We start from the raw sequence: 16,110 nt of genomic DNA, 5'->3' as shown, positions 1-16,110 counted from the left end.
GCCGCCACGCTCGCCTCAGCAACCCAACCTCAAAACGCTAAACATTAACCCCCCTGTTGCACTTCGGCTTGAAACCGCCAAGCGATTTCCGACGCTACAGACGAGGTTCTACGACCCCTTTGCCAACGAAGGGGATGACGAGCCGATCGACCAATTGACGCCGATCGATCGCGCGCACCTTGCTGACTATTGCAAATACCGGTTTGGGATTGGGGATCACAGCGGTGAGGCACTACAGGAGTGCAAGGCCGAAATTCCGCGCCACTTGCGGTAGCTGCATACTGGCGGCCTTACGACGAGTGACCCCGCACAGGGGCGAAACGAATAGACCACTAAGAAAGCAAGTTCCCCAAAAGCCCAGACCGCTCAAACCAGCAAATCAAACCGGCTCCATCCCGCGCGCAAGCTTGGCCAAATCGGCGGAGTCCGATGCAAGAAACGCGATCAACGCCCTGGCCGCGTCCGGCAGCAACGACGCCGTACACACGCCGGCAGAAAAAACGGTCGTCGCCTGAATCTCGGGCGGCAGCGGCCCGATCACTTCGATGCCCGACAGGTGCATCAGTTCGCTCGTCTGCTGGAATCCGAGTTCCACTTCTCCGCGCGCGATGAGCGCACCGACCGGCACGCCGGGCGGCGCCTGCACGATGCGCGGCGCGATGGTCCCGGCGATGCCCCAGCGCTCGAAGAGGCGCGTGAGGTGCGCGCCGCTCGGCCCTGTCGAATAGCCGATGCTGCGCGCGGCCAGAATTGCGTCGCGGACGGCCGCTTCGGAGCCGATCTCCGGCCGCGCCGCACCAGCGGCCACGGCGACGGCGACACCCGAACGCGCCAGATCGACGCAACTGTTGGTATCGACGCGACCCGCCGCCGCGAGCCGCGCGATTGCGTCCGCCGCGAGCACGACGATGTCGAACGGCTCGCCGTCCTGAACGCGCGCAAGCGCCGCGACGCCGCCCACCGACTCGACGACCACCCGCTGCCCCGAGCGCCGCTCGTATTCATCGACGAGGTCGGCCAGAACCTGGCGCGTCGCCATCGAAGAGATGCCGGAGATCTGCTTGCTCATGGTTCGAAACCGGTCAGTCGATATAGCGCAGCCCGGCCTCGCGCAACGGCTCGCGCATGCTGTACATGTCGAGGCCAAGGACGCCTGAAGCCAGTTTCGAACGCTTCTCGCCTTCGTTGGCCTCGCGCGCGACCGCCTTGTCGAGCACCTTCTGCGCCACAGCCGCCGGCACCACGACCACGCCGTCATCGTCCGCGACGACGACATCGCCCGGATTCACCAGCGCGCCCGCGCAGACCACGGGGATGTTCACGGATCCGAGCGTCGCCTTGACCGTCCCCTTCGCGGACACAGCCTTGCTCCACACCGGGAAGTTCATCTCGGCCAGCACGCGCACGTCGCGCACGCCGCCGTCGATGATGAGCCCGCGCGCGCCGCGTGCCTTGAAGCTCGTCGCCAGCAGGTCGCCGAAGTAGCCGTCGGTGCAGTCCGTCGTGACCGCCGCCACGACGACGTCGCCCGGCTGGATTTGCTCCGCCGCGACATGCAGCATCCAGTTGTCGCCCGGCTGCAGCAGGACCGTCACGGCCGTGCCGCTCGCCTGCGTGCCGGTATGGATCGGCCGCATGTAGGGCTTCATCAGGCCGACGCGGCCCAAAGCCTCGTGCACCGTCGCTGTTCCGAGCGCACCGAGTTGCGCGGCAACGTCGCCGTCCGCGCGGCGAATGTTTCGATACACCACTCCGAGTTCGTACATGATCACCGTCCCTTCGTTTTCAGCGCGGCATCGAGACGCGGATAGACGCGTCGCGCGTTGCCTTCGTAGATCTTGAACCGCTCCTCCGCATCGATGTGTGCTGCGTCGATGTAGCGCTTGGTATCGTCGAAATAGTGGCCCGTTTCCGGATCGATGCCGCGCACCGCGCCGATCATCTCGCTTGCAAACAGGATGTTGTCCACCGGAATCACGCGCGTGAGCAGATCAACGCCCGGCTGATGGTAGACGCAGGTATCGAAGAACACGTTGTTGAGCAGATGATCCTTCAGGAGCGGCTTTTTCATCTCCTGCGCGAGGCCGCGAAAGCGTCCCCAGTGATACGGCACCGCGCCGCCGCCGTGCGGAATCACGAAGCGCAGCGCCGGGAAATCGCGGAACAGGTCCGACGTGAGGCATTGCATGAAGGCGGTCGTGTCCGCGTTCAGATAGTGCGCGCCGGTGGTGTGAAAGCACGCGTTGCAGCTCGTGCTCACGTGGATCATCGCGGGGATGTCGTACTCGACCATCTTCTCGTAGACCGGATACCAGTAGCGGTCCGACAGCGGCGGGCTGGTCCAGTGGCCGCCCGACGGGTCCGGGTTCAGGTTGATCGCCACGTTGCCGTACTGCTCGACGCATTTGACGAGTTCAGGAATGCAGGTCGCGGTATCGACGCCCGGGCTTTGCGGCAGCATGGCGGCCGGAATGAAATGATCGGGGAACAGCTGGCTCACGCGAAAGCACAGCTCGTTGCAGATCGCGGCCCAGGTGCTCGACACCTCGAAATCGCCGATGTGATGCGCCATGAAGCTCGCTCGCGGGCTGAAGATCGTGAGGTCGAGACCGCGCTCGCGCATCAGCTTCAACTGATTGCTTTCGATCGACTCGCGCAGCTCGTCGTCGCTGATGTGCAGTTCCGATACCTTCGGCCGCTCGGACGGATTGCTGATGCCCGCGATCTGGCGGTTGCGCCACGTCTCCAGCGCTTTCGGCGCAGTCGTGTAGTGGCCGTGAATGTCGATGATCATCGTCTTTCCCAAAACTGATTCGATTGCCGGCGCGATGTCTTCAGTCGCGCCGACGCTTCTAGTGCGCCGTGTTCGGCTGCCGCGTCGCTTCGCTTGCCTTCGTGCGCTGGGCCAGCAGGATGGAGATGGCGGCGAGCGTGGCGGGCACGGCCAGCATCGCCAGGATCGCGCCGAACTGCCAGCCGAGGCCGAGCAGCGCGCCACCGATCGCGGAGCCGAAGATGCTGCCGAAGCGTCCCATGCCGAGCATCCAGCTCACACCGGTTGCGCGCGCCACCGTCGGGTAGCGGCTCGGCGCGAATGCGTTCAGGCCGGTCTGCGCGCCGCTCATGCAGAGGCCCGCGGCGAACACCAGCAGCGTCAACGACGACGACATCGCGCCGATCCATCCCAGCCCGAGCACGCACAAGCCGCCGCCGAGATAGGCCGCGCTGATCACGGGCGCCGGCCGGACCTTGTCCATCATGAAGCCCACCAGAATCGCGCCGACGGTGCCGCCGATCTGGAACATCGCCGTCACGTTGGCCGCCGAGGTCACCGTCAGTCCGGCGTCCTTCATGAGCGTCGGCAGCCAGCCAGTCAGCAGATAGATCACGAGCAGGCCCATGAAGTACGTGACCCAAAGCGCCGCCGTCATCAGGCCGTAGCCTTGCGAGAACAGCACGCCGATCGGCTTGCGGGTGGGCAGCGGCGGCTCGCTGGAGACGAAGACTTCGTCGCCCTGGAAGCGCGCGCCGCAGACCCGGCCCAGCACGGCGCCGATCCGGGCGGCGGGTGCGCCGCGCACCGCCAGAAGACGCGCCGACTCCGGCAGCAGCCACATTTGCAGCGGGATCAGCACGAGCGGCAGCGCGCCGCCGAAGATCAGGACCGAACGCCACCCGTGCAACGGAATCAGCCAGCCGGCCGCGAAGCCGATCAGCGCCGAACCGAGATTGAAGCCCGTGAACATGATGGTGATCATCAGCGCACGTTTGCGCTGGGGCGCGTACTCGGAGAGGAGCGTCGTCGTGTTGGGCATCGCGGCGCCCAGACCGATGCCGGTCAAGAGGCGCAGCGCGGCCATCGACATCGGTGTCGTAGTAAACGCGGTCGCGATGGTGAAGATGCCGAAGAGGGACACCGACGTGATCAGCACCCACTTGCGGCCGATGCGGTCCGAAGCCGGCCCCGCCGCCAGCGCGCCGATCACGAGACCGATCGGCGCCGCGCTCATCACCAGACCGAACGCGGGGCGCGAAATCCCCCAGTCATGAATGATCGACGGTGCGACGAACCCCATGATGGCCACGTCCATGCCGTCGGCGGTCACGATCAGGAAACACAGCGCCACCAGTAGCCACTGGTAAGGCGAGATCGGTCTCTCGTCGATGAAGCCCTTGATGTCAATCATTTTCCCGCTTGCCATTGTTGTCTCCACTTTGCATATGATTTTCTGGCTTCGCCGCAAAGGTCAGTTCTTGCCCTTGTCCGCGCCTTCCCAGTCGAGCTTCCCGGCACTCTTGCCCGCCACCGAGTAGAGCGCGCCGGGCGCATTGCGCGTGCGCTGAAACTCTTCCAGCGATTGCCCGCGCATCGCTGCGTAGATGTGCAGGTTCGACACGCCGGTGACCGCGCCGAGCTTTTCGAGCATGAAAAAGATGACGCCGTAGTGGAGCAACGCGCGCCAGTCGCGCCGGCGGATCATGTCGCGCTCTTCTTCGCTGAGCCCGGCTGCTTCGAAGCTCGCCTCGGGATCACGCAGGAACGCCTCGCGATGCGCCGGCTCGACCATGCGATGCAGGTAGTCATTGATCCGGTACGCGCGCACGGCGGTTTCGATCGAGAACGGATACGTGCCTTCGAGCTTCTCGACATCGGTCAGCTGGATCGCCATGCGCTGCCGGTGACGCTCGACGATGGCCGGCTTGATCTCGCTGTCCTCGCCTTCGTAGATGGCGGTCGCGATGCCCGCCATCGACGGCAGGTAGTAGCTGCGGTGCTTGCACACGACGTTGTTCGACAGCGCGCCACGCATCGTCAGCCACATCACGACTTCCGCGCCTTCGTAGCCGCCCAGTTCCGCGTATTCCGCGATCGTCATGTCGGCGAGCTGCTCGGGGTCGCGTTCGAACAGGTCGAGAAAGCGCTGGTCCCACGGCGTGTTGTTGAAGCCGGCGCGTTCGCCATGCACCTGATGCGACAGGCCGCCGGTCGCCAGCACCGCCACCTTGAGGTCTTCCGGATAGCTTTCGATGGCGCGGCGCAGCGCCTGCCCCAGCTTGTAGAAGCGGCGCGCGCTCGGGATCGGCAGTTGCAGCACGCCCATTTGCAACGGCACGAGCTTCACGGGCCACTCCGGCTTGTGCGGAATGAGCATCGACAGCGGCGAGAAACAGCCGTGATCGAGCGCCTTGTTCTGGAAGAAGGACATGTCGAATTCATCGGTCATCAGCGACGTGCCGATGTGCGCAGCCAGCGCCGGATGTCCCTTGATCGGCGGCAGGTCGCGCGCGCCGCCGCCTTCATCCGCGACGTGCCATTCCGGTCCGACGCCCAGCGTGAACGCCGAGTAGTGATCGAAGAAGAAGGACGTGACGTGGTCGTTGTAGATGGTGAGGATCACGTCCGGCTTCTTGTCCGCGATCCAGTCGGCCACAGGCGCGAAGTTCTCGAAGATCGGCGCCCAGACGGGGTCGTCGCGCTTGTTCTTGTCGAAAGCAAAACCGATAGTGGGCGTGTGCGAGGCGGCGATGCCTCCGATGATCCGTGCCATGCTTGTACTCCTTCAAAACTCATTTGAACCGGGGTTCGGCGATTTTCAGGTCTCTGGGTCGATCCGGCCCGGCTGCTACTGTGAATCGCGACGATAAGAGAGAGCGTCCGCCTGTCGACAGTCGGTGTAAACCAGATGTCCGGCGCGGCCGCGACGGGAAGCGATGCCCTTATCTGCTCGCCGGTCCCCGCTGGCTGCGGCCCGGCGTCCCACCGGTACCGTTACGTCGGACATAAATAAATTAGATGGATGATGAAAGGAGTCGCAAAGCGTGGATTCCGGAGCCACGCCGGCGCATCCAGTTTGCTTATCGGACGGTCGTTTGCCGCGTGACCGGAGCCAGCATTTTCTTCACGATCAGAGCGAGCGGCACGGTGAAGCAGAAGTGAGACATGAACCCGCCGATGATGACCACCGGGTCGTAATAGTTCGGATGATTGTCGGAGGTGATCATGATCGCCACATGCATGACGATCCAGGCGAGCATCGCGTAGAAGAGAGCCACGAACGTCGCTTCGTAACCGCGCCGGCGGAAATACGGCCAGATCATGGCGAACAGCACGCCCCACGCAATCGCGAAGACAAAGTGAATGCCGGTGCCGATCACGTATGCCCACACCCCGATCGACTCCTGAAATGCCTTGCCGAAAACCAGACCGGTGGCATTGCGCGGAATTCCGACCAGCGGCATCAGATGCTGGGCGCCGACCCAGATCAGCGCTTCATAAATCCAGATGATGACGGCCCCGGCCAGTCCGCCCGCGACGCCCGCCCGGATGATCGCCTGACGATCCGGCCGGGACGAAGCACCCGACTGCAAGCCGTCGTTGAACCCGTTACCGCTCGTGCTCAGATTGCTGCCCATGTCTCATCTCCTGTAATGAACAGGTGAAAAGATAGCGATTTGGCCCTGCTCAAAAGAAGCGCGGGTTAACCAGATGGAATGGCTGAAACGGGTGCCGAAAGCGCTCTGTTCACGGGATGACGGAACGTCGCTGTACGCCACGCCCAGAAAGGCCGATGGGTGTTTTACGCGGGTGCCTGGACGGGGTATCGGAGAAGGGTTGTCGCGATGCCTGCCGATAACGGGATCAGATGGGGAGAGAACGAAGTCGCAACCGCCGGTGTGCGAACGCACGCCGGCGGAGGGATCACGCGGTGCGTCAGGCGACCTTGAAGCGGCTCGCCTCCTCAGAGCCGGACGTGGCATTGCCTGCCGAATACGAATGGGCGCCGACGCCTGCCAGGCGACCGCCATCCACGATCAGGTATTCGTCGCGAATCGGCTTCCTGTCGAACCAGCATTCGAGAATCTCACGCGTGCCCGCTGCATAGCGCGCCTGCGCCGAGAGCGTCGTGCCCGACGTGTGCGGCGTCATGCCCTGATGCGGCATCGTGCGCCACGGATGATCGCGCGGTGCCGGCTGCGGGAACCATACGTCGCCCGCATAGCCCGCGAGCTGCCCGTTTTCGAGCGCACGCACGATGGCATCGCGATCGACGATCTTCCCGCGCGCCGTGTTGACGATGTACGCACCGCGCTTCATCTTCGAGATCATGCGTTCGTCGAAGAGATTCTCCGTCTCCGGATGCAGCGGGCAGTTGATCGTCACGACATCGCATACCTTCGCCATCGACTCGACATCCGGATGCCAGGTCGCGCCGAGTTCGCGCTCGACATGTTCGGGCAAGCGATGACGATCCGTGTAATGCAGCTTGACGTCGAACGGTTTGAGCCTTCGCAGCACCGCGGCGCCGATCCGTCCGGCCGCCACCGTGCCGACGTTCATACCCTCGACGTCGTAGGCGCGCGCCACGCAGTCGGCGATGTTCCAGCCACCCTTCTTCACCCATTCATGCGACGGCAGGTAGTTGCGCACCAGCGAGAGGATCATCATCACGACGTGCTCCGCGACGCTGATGCTGTTGCAGTACGTCACTTCCGCGACCGTGATCCCGCGCTCGATGGCGGCCTGCAGATCGACGTGGTCCGAGCCGATGCCGGCTGTCAGCGCGAGCTTGAGCTTCGGCGTTCGGCGGTGAGGTAAGCGGGCCAGAAAGGCTGGGAAATGACGATCTCGGCGTCCGCGAGTTCGCGCTCGAAGACCGAACCCGGGCCGTCCTTGTCCGATGTCACGACGAGCGTATGGCCCTGCGATTCGAGGAACTTCCGCAGACCGAGTTCCCCCGAAACGCTTCCGAGCAACTCGCCCGGCGTGAAGTCGATGGCGTCCGGCGTGGGTGCCGTTTGTCCGTCGTGATACTTCGAGATGACGGGAACGTCGTCGCGCGCATATTTGCGCGGCATGCCATCGACGGGGTCGTCGTACAGAACACAGAGAACCTTGGCCACGATTGTCTCACTCCACTTTGACGGGATATGGAACGGCGATCAACGCCGTTGCGTTTCATCGGTCTGGTGCACGTTCATGCAACCGACGAACCCAGTGTCTGTGAGCGAGCTTGAAGCGTCCAATCGTTTGACCGAATCCGCTGATAAGCGCCGCTTATGAAGACGCGCGCCGCAGGCGGCTGCCCGATTCGCCGGCTTCGGCGCGGCCGGCGTCGGGCCGCGTCGTGAGCAGCGCGTCGAAGCGGCTTTGCAGATCCAGCTTCGCCGCAGCCTCCCACATCGCACCGACGATGGGCTGTATCGACGCGGCGCTGCGCGTGACGAGGCCGATGTCGCGCGTGAGTTCCGGCAGCAGCAGCTCCGCTCGCACAGCGTGACTGGCATCGAGCACGCTTAACAGGCTATGCGGCAGAACGCTGTGCAGTCCCGCGTGCTGAACATGCGAGTACAGATCGAGTATCGAATCGGTCTCCAGGATGACCGTCGGCTGGATGCCCGCGCGCCGGAAGGCCGCGTTGATCACCTGGCGGTTCTGCATCGCGTTGTTCAGGAGGCACAGCGGCAGCTTGCCGATGGCGTCCCAGCGCTCGGCCCGCGCCTCGGAGACCTGCGCCGAATCGGGCGGCGAGAGGAGGATGTAGCGCTCGCGATAAAGCGGCAGGATTTCGAAGCCGGCCTGCACGCGATCGTCGAGATAAGTGAAGCCGATGTCGAGTTCGTAGTCGTCGAGCTGGCGCAGGATCGCGTCGGAACTGAGCGAATGCAGCGAATAGCGGATCGACGGATGCGCCATCCGGCACGCGCTCGACAGCAGCGACACGACGGGCATCGTCGTCGGAATCACGCCGATGCGGACGGTCCCGCTCAACCGGACCTGCGCCGCCGATGCATCCTGTCGCATGTGCTCGAGCGTCGCGAGCGTCTGACGCGCCCAGCCTAGAACACGCTCACCATCTTCGGTGAAGCCCAGGAAGCGCCTTCCGCGCTTCACGATCACGAGACCCAGTTCCTCTTCGAGGCTGCGAATGGCCGACGAAAGCGCAGGTTGCGACACGTTGCAGATGTCCGCGGCACGCGCGAAATGCTGCTCTCGTGCGAGAGTGACGAGGTAGTCCAGTTGACGAATGAACATCTGTTCTTCCTGGTGTGGGCCATGTTCGCGTCATTACCGCAACCGCATGCCCGGCCCCGTTCTATATATCCGGAAGAATATAGCGCAAGCCTCCGGATGGCGCTATCAAGAACCTTACGGGTGCCTGAAACGAGAGACGCGGCACGCTTCGCGGATGCGCCGGGCTGTCATTTGCGCGTGTTTTCTTCTTTTCGGCGATGATGACGCGTGCCGTTCGAACGGTCCCCGGTCGAGCATGTTCAAGGCCGTTCCGATCGCCATCGACTTCCCGGCGTGCACGCTTTGCCGCGTCATTTTTGCGTCACATCTGGCATCGTGCGCGCCCTTCTTCCACTCCTCTCCGAGACTTCCAGATCATCATGAAAGCACATGCATATGCGGCGCAATCGGCCGAGTCGCCGCTCGGGCCGTTTTCGATCGAGCGGCGCGACGTCAGTGAACACGACGTGCGCATCGACATTCTTTATTGCGGCGTGTGTCATTCCGACCTTCATATGGCCCGCAACGAATGGGGAGCCACCAACTATCCGCTCGTGCCGGGACACGAGATCGTCGGGCGGGTATCGGAAGTCGGCTCCGAAGTGACGAAGTTCAAGGTCGGTCAACTCGCGGGCGTCGGCTGCATGGTCGACTCGTGCCGGACCTGCGCTGCCTGCAAGGAAGGCCTCGAACAGTATTGCGAAGGCCCCGAGAGCTTCATCCAGACCTACAACTCGCCCGACAAGCATTCGGGCGGCGTGACGTTCGGCGGGTATTCGACATCGGTCGTCGTCGATGAGGCGTTCACGCTGTCGATACCGGAGAACCTCGAACTCGCGTCCGTCGCACCGCTCCTGTGCGCGGGCATCACGACCTACTCGCCGCTGAAGCACTGGAACGTGCAAAAGGGGCAGAAGGTGGGCATCGTCGGGCTTGGCGGGCTCGGGCACATGGGGGTGAAGATCGCGGCTGCGCTCGGCGCGCATGTCGTTCTGTTCACCACGTCACCGGGCAAGATCGAGGACGGCAAGCGCCTCGGCGCCCATGAAGTCGTGATCTCGAAGGACCCGGAGCAGATGGCGGCTCACTCGAACAGCTTCGACTTCATTCTGAACACGGTGGCCGCGTCCCACGATCTCGACCAGTTCATCGCGCTGCTCAAGCGCGATGGCACGATGACCCTCGTCGGTGCTCCCGAACATCCTCACCCTTCCCCGTCGGTCATGAACATGATCTTCAAGCGGCGCTCGCTCGCGGGATCGCTGATCGGCGGCATCGCAGAGACGCAGGAAATGCTCGACTTCTGCGGCAAGCACGGCATCACGTCCGACATCGAAATGATCCGGATGGATCAGATCAACGAAGCCTACGAGCGGATGCTGAAGAGCGACGTGAAATATCGCTTCGTCATCGACATGGCTTCGCTCGCCGGCTAAAGGAATCCGGCAGGCGGAGCGCACCCGGTGGCGTGCCTCGCCGCGCCTTATCAGATCACGTTGATGACGACGTCGATGTTGCCGCGCGTGGCCTTCGAATACGGACAGGTCTGATGCGCTGCGTCCGCGAGCGCCCGGGCCACTTCGCGGTCCACGCCCGGCAGGCTGACATTCAGGCGAGCCTGAAGGAAGTAGGCGCCATCGGTGGTGCCCAGATCGACTTCGGCGTCGACGGCCGTGTCGGCGGGAAGGGCGACCTTCATTTTTGCGGCCGCGATTCCCATCGCGCCGATGAAGCACGCGGACCAGCCGGCGGCGAGCATCTGTTCCGGATTCGTGCCGCTTCCCTTCGAGCCTGGAGCCGAAAGGCTGACGTCGAGACGTCCGTCCGAACTGCGGGACGCGCCGTCGCGTCCGCCGGTGGTGTGCGTCTTGCCGGTGTACAGCACTTTGTCGAGCTGGGTCATGATGAACTCCTTATGCGATTGTCTTGGCTTAGTGATGCGCGAACAGCGAAGCGGAACCGTGAGTCCCGACGAAGGCACCGGGGGCGCCCGATTGCGATGTAGTCTCACTCACGCCGCCATACGACTGCGTGCTTCGGTCGGCGCTCGCGTATTCGGCATTGATCGTCTGGTTGCTCACGCCGCGTTGCGATGCGGGCGCGCCGACCGTCGGGTTGTAGTGAGGCGCGGGTCCATAGCCACTGCTTGCGAACACGGAGCCGGCAGTTGCCAGTCCAACGGTGACAACAGCGACGGTGATGAGATGCTTGAACATGATTGAACCTTTTAGCGGAATGTGTTGGAAGGCCGATCCATACGTTTGCTGAGATCGGCCTCTCGTATCAAAGAGACTGCGGAGGAACGAGCGAAGCTCAGCTCCCGCGATACAGCACGCGCAGATTCGCAAGCTGGCCATCGTTTTGCGCCTGCACCAGTTCCTGCCGGACGTCGGCGCGCGTCTTTGCCATCGCACTGTTGCGGCTCGCATACGTTGCCGCCGATTGCACGATGGACGATTTGTCCGCGCTTTCGCCGGCCGGCACAGCGGCGTGAGCGATGCCGGTGAAGGCGGATGCGGCGAGGGCCAAAGCGATGATCGAGGTTTTCATGCTGTTCTCCTGGAACAAGTAAAGGAAAGAGCGCCGGGATATCCGGGCAACACGGGCAGCGTTTCCATCGGGTTCTGCTGGCCGCCTGACGTCTGGAATCCGTCGTTGATGCATTGGAACCCGCCGGTGTATCTGGCTCATGTCGGGAAACCCGTGTTTTGCAATGTTGTGTATCGATTGGGACCGTGGATACATTGCGATACGAAGACACGAGGAAACACCGGCGGATCGCGAACTACTTTTGCGCCAGCAAAGCCTTGATCGCGTTCTCGGTCTGCGCGTAATCCCCTTCGCCGAAGTGGCTGTAGGCCACCTGACCCTTCTTGTCGATGAGATAGAAGGCGGGCCAGTACTGGTTGTCGTAGGCGCGCCAGGTCGCGTAGCGATTGTCCTGGGCCACCGGGAACGTGATGCCGAAGCGCTTGACCGCCGTCTTCACGTTGCCCGTGTCGCGCTCGAAAGGAAATTCCGGCGTATGCACGCCGACGACCACGAGTCCCTGATCCTTGAATTTCTGGTTCCAGCTCTGGACTTGCGGCAGCGTATGGATGCAGTTGATGCAGCTGTAGGTCCAGAAGTCGACCAGCACGACCTTTCCTCGCAACTGGCTGAGCGTCAGCGGATCGCTGTTGATCCATGTTTCAATGCCGGTGAATTCCGGCGCGGCCTTGGTGTTTGCCGGCGTACCTGCGATGGCGGCGCCGCTGGTCGCGGCGACCGCCGCGAAGACGGTCAGGGCAGCAACGGTCTTGAGTCGGGAGAGCATGTCAGGGTCCTTTGAATACGGGTTGGAATGGCCGTATTGGACCGTTTGCGCGTATCCGGCTTGTGTCGTCGCAGGGGGGTTTGTGCAATGTTATGTATCGTGCGAACGACGGGATACACTGGGATACAAAACTCCGCCCGACCTGCGCTATAACGCAGTCATCGACGATCACGGAGAGTCACATGAGCACGAATACCGAGCTGTTGCAGGGAGCCTGTCACTGCGGCCGCGTCAGGTTCGAAGTCCGCACCGCGCTGGCGCCTGCGTCGCGCTGCAACTGCAGCCTGTGCCGCCGCAAGGGCGCGCCGATGACGCCGCCATTCGCCGCCGCCGAGCTGAAAATCCTGAGCGGCGAAGACGCGCTCACGCTGTACCAGTTCAACACGCGCGTAGCGAAGCACTATTTCTGCAAACACTGCGGCATCTACCCGTTTCACCAGACGCGCAAGGACCCGCAACTCTGGCGCGCGAACATCGGCTGCCTGGAAGGCGTCGATCCCTATACGCTCGACGCGGGTCTCTCGGACGGCGCGAGTCTGTCCGTCGTGGAGGACGCATGAGACGATTGCTTTCGATCGTCGCGTTCCTGGCAGGCGGAATCGCGGCAGAACTGGCGCATCCGGTGCAGTGTCTTCTGATCGATGCCGGCCGGGTGCAGGTCAAGCGCAACAAGCAATGATCCGACCATGGAAACCACTGACCACGTGCTGATCGTCGACGACGACCGCGGCATTCGCGAACTGCTCGCTACCTATCTCGAGAAGAACGGCATGCGCGTGTCACTTGCCGCGAACGGTCGCGAGATGCGCGCCGCGCTCGAACAGGGCGCGCCCGATCTGATCGTCCTCGACCTGATGATGCCCGGCGAAGACGGGCTCGTCCTGTGCCGCGAATTGCGGGCGGGCAAGTTCCGCGCCGTGCCGGTCGTCATGCTCACCGCGCGCAACGAGGAAGCGGACCGCATCGTCGGTCTGGAAATGGGCGCCGACGACTACCTCCCGAAACCGTTCGCGGTGCGCGAACTGCTTGCGCGCATCCGCTCGGTGCTGCGTCGCGCGCGCATGTTGCCGCCGGGCATGCAGGTCGTGGAATCGGCGTCGATACTCAGCTTCGGCGACTGGCGGCTCGATACGACCGCGCGCCATCTGCTCGACGCGGATGGCACGATGGTCGCGCTCTCCGGCGCGGAGTACCGGCTGCTGCGCGTCTTTCTCGATCACCCGCAGCGCGTGCTGACGCGCGACCAGTTGCTCAACCTGACGCAGGGCCGCCAGGCGGACCCGTTCGACCGCTCGATCGATTTGCTGGTGAGCCGGCTGCGTCAGCGTCTGAATGACGTCGCGCGCGAGCCGCGCTACATCAAGACGCTGCGCAGCGAAGGCTACGTGTTCTCCGCGGCCGTGGTTCCGCTCGAAGGTCCGCAATGAACGCGCGCTCGTTGCTGCACTGGCCGCGCAGCCTGTTCGCGCGACTCGCGCTGATCCTCTTCGTCGGCCTGGCGATTGCGCAGACGCTGTCGTTCTGGCTCACGATGACCGAGCGCGACCAGACGATGACCAACGTCATGATGGGCTATATCGAACGCGAGGTCGCGAGTTCGGTCGCCCTGCTCGATCACCTGCCGCCCGCCGAACGCGCCGGATGGCTGCCCCGGCTGGCGCGGCGCACTTATACGTTCGAATTCGGACCCGGCATCGGGGGCGCACCGCCCGATGCAGAACTGTCCGAACGCGTGGCCCGCTCGATTGCGGAAGGCATCGGCAAGCGCTATCCGCTGACGGCGAACGCCGTTCCCGGCGAACCCGAACGTCTGCAGGTCCACCTGAACCTGAGCGACGGCACGCCGCTCACCATCGACTATCGGCCGATGCCGGGCGCGCCGCTGTCGCGCTGGCTGCCGCTCGTGCTGGCACTGCAACTGGCGGTGCTCGGCGCGTGCTGCTGGCTTGCCGTGCGCCTCGCGACGCGTCCGCTGAAGCAACTCGCGCGGGCAGCAGACACGCTCGGACCCGACCTCAAGGCGGATCGCCTGCCGGAAGACGGGCCGGACGAAGTGGCGCGCGCGGCCAAGGCCTTCAACGCGATGCAGGATCGCGTCGCGACGTACATGACCGAGCGCATGCAGATCCTGGCCGCGATTTCCCACGACCTGCAGACGCCGATCACCCGCATGCGCCTGCGCGTCGACGTGATGGACGACGACACGCAGGGCGCCAAGCTGCAGCAGGACCTGCGGGAGATGGAAACGCTCGTCAAGGAAGGCGTGACCTATGCACGCACGCTGCACGGCGCGAGCGAAGTGCCCTGCCGCATCGATCCGGATGCGCTCTTCGACAGCCTCGTTTGCGACTATCTCGATGCCGGGAGCAAGGTGTCGCTGCAGGGCCACGTCGGCGGCGCGCTGGTGACGCGTCCGCAGGCGCTGCGGCGGATCGTCGGCAATCTGGTCGACAACGCGCTGAAGTTCGCCGGCGAGGCGGAAATCAGCGTGGAGGCGCGTGCGGACGGTCAGGTGGTCATCGCGGTGCTCGATCGCGGGCCGGGCATTCCGGCCGAAGCGCTGGACGCCGTGTTCGAACCGTTCTACCGCCTCGAAGGATCGCGCAACCGGCACACGGGCGGCACCGGGCTCGGCCTTGCGATCGCGCGGCAACTCGCGCTCGCGATGGATTCGACCCTGACGCTGCAGAACCGGGCCGGCGGCGGGCTGGAGGCGCGGCTCGTGCTGAAGAAGGTCAGCTAGCCATTCTGCCGACGTTCAGACCGGATTCGCCGCGACGAAATTCCTGAACGCGGCGTAAGCGGCATTCTTCGATGTGCCGTCCATCTGAACCAGCCCGTAGTCCGGATCGATCAGGCAGTACATCATCACCGATTCGATGTTGTACTTGTCCTTGATCGACCGGTATTGCCTGAGCGCCTTCGTCACGTAGTCGGCCGCCGACTGCTGGGTGTCTCCGCTGCCGGCCCAGCCCCACTCCGTCAGCCAGATCGGAACGTCGAACGAATCTTTCAGCACCTGCAGCACGTCCACGCACGCGTTGTAGCGCCCGCCGCACTGGATATCGCCAGAACTCTTGTACCAGTGATAGGTCGTGAAATCCCAGCGCAATGCCGCCGCGCCGGACACGCCCGCTGCGCTGCCATCGGGCGAGATGCCGTTCCATAGCATCTGCAACGCGCGATAGGCCATCGGAATGCCGACGTTGACGCCGCACTTGATGCTCGGATCGATCGACTTCACGCCGTCGAGCATCCCGCGCAGCGCGCCGCGAAACGACGGCCAGTACGCCGGATTCCAGTCGGAGGAGAGACTGCCGTCGCCGCCGATCTTGAGCGGCACGTCGAGTTCGTTGCCGCATTCGATGTGCGTCACGAGCCCCTTCAGCGGCCGCGCGCAGTTCACGCCCAGATCGTAGCCGAGCGTGTAGGCCGCCGACTCGGAACTCGCGCAGTCCCAGCCGGCCGAAAACGGATTGAGCACGGGCAGGATCGATACGCCGCTGCCTGCGAATGGTCCGTTCAACGCATCGGCGAGCACCTGCGACATGACGCTGCCCGCGATGTCGCAGCGGTAGTTCGTCACGCCCAGATCCTTGAGGATGGCGAGTTGATCGGCGGGCGACATCGATTTGTAAATGCCGTTGCCGTAGGCCATATGGCCGTTCATGCCGTAGAAGAGGCTCGAAGGCGATGCGACCGTTTCCGGGACCGACACCACGGCCTGCGACGCGGGGCTCGGATCGGAAGTCGCCTTGCCGACGCTGCCCACGGCCTGGGT

17 protein-coding genes and 2 pseudogenes are annotated in these 16,110 nt (G+C 63.8%); 6 read left to right on the top strand and 13 right to left on the bottom strand.

The features are described from left to right. Positions 1-274 (top strand): annotated as a pseudogene (locus AWB81_RS47385) (hypothetical protein); the annotation flags it as partial. Positions 275-379: 105 nt separating this feature from the next. Here the strand turns inward: AWB81_RS47385 and AWB81_RS34570 are convergent. The 8 genes and pseudogenes from AWB81_RS34570 to AWB81_RS34535 all read right to left on the bottom strand — a co-directional run bounded on the left by AWB81_RS34570 (position 380) and on the right by AWB81_RS34535 (position 9,034). Beyond that, the gene (locus AWB81_RS34570; RefSeq protein ID WP_062642031.1) at positions 380-1,069 is read right to left on the bottom strand and encodes a substrate-binding domain-containing protein; all 690 of its coding nucleotides are present in this window, start codon (positions 1,067-1,069) and stop codon (positions 380-382) included. 13 nt (positions 1,070-1,082) lie between these two features. After that, the gene (gene ligK, locus AWB81_RS34565) at positions 1,083-1,766 is read right to left on the bottom strand and encodes a 4-carboxy-4-hydroxy-2-oxoadipate aldolase/oxaloacetate decarboxylase (protein WP_062642029.1); all 684 of its coding nucleotides are present in this window, start codon (positions 1,764-1,766) and stop codon (positions 1,083-1,085) included. A 2-nt stretch (positions 1,767-1,768) separates the two neighbouring features. Next, on the bottom strand, positions 1,769-2,794 hold the full coding sequence (locus tag AWB81_RS34560; RefSeq protein WP_062642035.1) for an amidohydrolase family protein: 1,026 nt from the start codon (positions 2,792-2,794) through the stop codon (positions 1,769-1,771). Between the two features lie 58 nt (positions 2,795-2,852). After that, positions 2,853-4,202: an MFS transporter gene (locus AWB81_RS34555; protein WP_062642027.1), complete on the bottom strand. Its 1,350-nt coding sequence runs from the start codon at positions 4,200-4,202 to the stop codon at positions 2,853-2,855. Positions 4,203-4,247: 45 nt separating this feature from the next. Beyond that, a complete protein-coding gene (locus AWB81_RS34550; RefSeq protein WP_062642025.1) occupies positions 4,248-5,549 on the bottom strand; it encodes a gallate dioxygenase in 1,302 nt (433 codons plus the stop codon). Between the two features lie 307 nt (positions 5,550-5,856). Next, positions 5,857-6,414 (bottom strand): hypothetical protein, encoded by a 558-nt coding sequence (locus AWB81_RS34545; RefSeq protein WP_235026062.1) that lies wholly within the window; start codon positions 6,412-6,414, stop codon positions 5,857-5,859. A 298-nt stretch (positions 6,415-6,712) separates the two neighbouring features. After that, positions 6,713-7,902, bottom strand: a pseudogene (locus tag AWB81_RS34540) (NAD-dependent formate dehydrogenase). Positions 7,903-8,056: 154 nt separating this feature from the next. Further along, entirely contained in the window at positions 8,057-9,034 is a 978-nt protein-coding gene (locus tag AWB81_RS34535; RefSeq protein WP_062642023.1) for a LysR family transcriptional regulator, read from the bottom strand. A gap of 359 nt (positions 9,035-9,393) precedes the next feature. Here AWB81_RS34535 and AWB81_RS34530 point away from each other — a divergent pair, with 359 nt between their 5' ends. Continuing rightward, positions 9,394-10,449, top strand: a complete 1,056-nt coding sequence (locus AWB81_RS34530; protein ID WP_062642022.1) for an NAD(P)-dependent alcohol dehydrogenase — start codon at positions 9,394-9,396, stop codon at positions 10,447-10,449. 50 nt (positions 10,450-10,499) lie between these two features. Here AWB81_RS34530 and AWB81_RS34525 read toward each other — a convergent pair whose 3' ends face one another. The 4 genes from AWB81_RS34525 to AWB81_RS34510 all read right to left on the bottom strand — a co-directional run bounded on the left by AWB81_RS34525 (position 10,500) and on the right by AWB81_RS34510 (position 12,329). Beyond that, complete coding sequence (locus tag AWB81_RS34525) at positions 10,500-10,916, bottom strand: organic hydroperoxide resistance protein (protein ID WP_062642020.1); 417 nt, start codon at positions 10,914-10,916, stop codon at positions 10,500-10,502. A 28-nt stretch (positions 10,917-10,944) separates the two neighbouring features. Continuing rightward, positions 10,945-11,229, bottom strand: coding sequence for a hypothetical protein (locus tag AWB81_RS34520; protein ID WP_062642017.1), 285 nt, complete (start codon positions 11,227-11,229; stop codon positions 10,945-10,947). Between the two features lie 97 nt (positions 11,230-11,326). Then, on the bottom strand, positions 11,327-11,563 hold the full coding sequence (locus tag AWB81_RS34515) for a DUF4148 domain-containing protein (RefSeq protein WP_062642014.1): 237 nt from the start codon (positions 11,561-11,563) through the stop codon (positions 11,327-11,329). A gap of 235 nt (positions 11,564-11,798) precedes the next feature. Beyond that, positions 11,799-12,329 (bottom strand): thioredoxin family protein, encoded by a 531-nt coding sequence (locus tag AWB81_RS34510; protein WP_062642011.1) that lies wholly within the window; start codon positions 12,327-12,329, stop codon positions 11,799-11,801. 182 nt (positions 12,330-12,511) lie between these two features. On the opposite strand from AWB81_RS34510, the gene AWB81_RS34505 reads away from it, so the two are divergent. Genes AWB81_RS34505 through AWB81_RS34495 form a run of 4 tightly spaced genes read left to right on the top strand, consistent with a single transcriptional unit; the run spans position 12,512 to position 15,072 of the window. Further along, entirely contained in the window at positions 12,512-12,889 is a 378-nt protein-coding gene (locus AWB81_RS34505) for a GFA family protein (protein WP_062642009.1), read from the top strand. After that, positions 12,886-13,008: a hypothetical protein gene (locus tag AWB81_RS48420; RefSeq protein WP_268811785.1), complete on the top strand. Its 123-nt coding sequence runs from the start codon at positions 12,886-12,888 to the stop codon at positions 13,006-13,008. Before AWB81_RS34505 ends, AWB81_RS48420 begins: the two co-directional genes overlap by 4 nt. A gap of 7 nt (positions 13,009-13,015) precedes the next feature. Further along, positions 13,016-13,756, top strand: a complete 741-nt coding sequence (locus AWB81_RS34500; protein ID WP_062642007.1) for a response regulator — start codon at positions 13,016-13,018, stop codon at positions 13,754-13,756. Then, a complete protein-coding gene (locus AWB81_RS34495; protein ID WP_062642005.1) occupies positions 13,753-15,072 on the top strand; it encodes a sensor histidine kinase in 1,320 nt (439 codons plus the stop codon). Before AWB81_RS34500 ends, AWB81_RS34495 begins: the two co-directional genes overlap by 4 nt. A gap of 15 nt (positions 15,073-15,087) precedes the next feature. Here AWB81_RS34495 and AWB81_RS34490 read toward each other — a convergent pair. After that, the coding region (locus tag AWB81_RS34490; RefSeq protein WP_235026061.1) for a glycosyl hydrolase at positions 15,088-16,110 on the bottom strand (1,023 nt) is incomplete at its 5' end.

The organism is Caballeronia arationis (assembly GCF_001544975.2).
GTDB lineage: Bacteria > Pseudomonadota > Gammaproteobacteria > Burkholderiales > Burkholderiaceae > Caballeronia > Caballeronia arationis.
The sequence above is the reverse complement of the archived record's forward strand: the minus strand, read 5'-3'. Positions and strand labels throughout refer to the sequence as shown.

Excerpts from the sequence above, each read along its gene's own strand:
- AWB81_RS34570 (WP_062642031.1), bottom strand. The coding sequence starts at position 1,069 with ATGAGCAAGCAGATCTCCGGCATCTCTTCGATGGCGACGCGCCAGGTT.
- ligK (WP_062642029.1), bottom strand. The coding sequence starts at position 1,766 with ATGTACGAACTCGGAGTGGTGTATCGAAACATTCGCCGCGCGGACGGC.
- AWB81_RS34560 (WP_062642035.1), bottom strand. The coding sequence starts at position 2,794 with ATGATCATCGACATTCACGGCCACTACACGACTGCGCCGAAAGCGCTG.
- AWB81_RS34555 (WP_062642027.1), bottom strand. The coding sequence starts at position 4,202 with ATGGCAAGCGGGAAAATGATTGACATCAAGGGCTTCATCGACGAGAGA.
- AWB81_RS34550 (WP_062642025.1), bottom strand. The coding sequence starts at position 5,549 with ATGGCACGGATCATCGGAGGCATCGCCGCCTCGCACACGCCCACTATC.
- AWB81_RS34545 (WP_235026062.1), bottom strand. The coding sequence starts at position 6,414 with ATGGGCAGCAATCTGAGCACGAGCGGTAACGGGTTCAACGACGGCTTG.
- AWB81_RS34535 (WP_062642023.1), bottom strand. The coding sequence starts at position 9,034 with ATGTTCATTCGTCAACTGGACTACCTCGTCACTCTCGCACGAGAGCAG.
- AWB81_RS34530 (WP_062642022.1), top strand. The coding sequence starts at position 9,394 with ATGAAAGCACATGCATATGCGGCGCAATCGGCCGAGTCGCCGCTCGGG.
- AWB81_RS34525 (WP_062642020.1), bottom strand. The coding sequence starts at position 10,916 with ATGACCCAGCTCGACAAAGTGCTGTACACCGGCAAGACGCACACCACC.
- AWB81_RS34520 (WP_062642017.1), bottom strand. The coding sequence starts at position 11,229 with ATGTTCAAGCATCTCATCACCGTCGCTGTTGTCACCGTTGGACTGGCA.
- AWB81_RS34515 (WP_062642014.1), bottom strand. The coding sequence starts at position 11,563 with ATGAAAACCTCGATCATCGCTTTGGCCCTCGCCGCATCCGCCTTCACC.
- AWB81_RS34510 (WP_062642011.1), bottom strand. The coding sequence starts at position 12,329 with ATGCTCTCCCGACTCAAGACCGTTGCTGCCCTGACCGTCTTCGCGGCG.
- AWB81_RS34505 (WP_062642009.1), top strand. The coding sequence starts at position 12,512 with ATGAGCACGAATACCGAGCTGTTGCAGGGAGCCTGTCACTGCGGCCGC.
- AWB81_RS48420 (WP_268811785.1), top strand. The coding sequence starts at position 12,886 with ATGAGACGATTGCTTTCGATCGTCGCGTTCCTGGCAGGCGGAATCGCG.
- AWB81_RS34500 (WP_062642007.1), top strand. The coding sequence starts at position 13,016 with ATGGAAACCACTGACCACGTGCTGATCGTCGACGACGACCGCGGCATT.
- AWB81_RS34495 (WP_062642005.1), top strand. The coding sequence starts at position 13,753 with ATGAACGCGCGCTCGTTGCTGCACTGGCCGCGCAGCCTGTTCGCGCGA.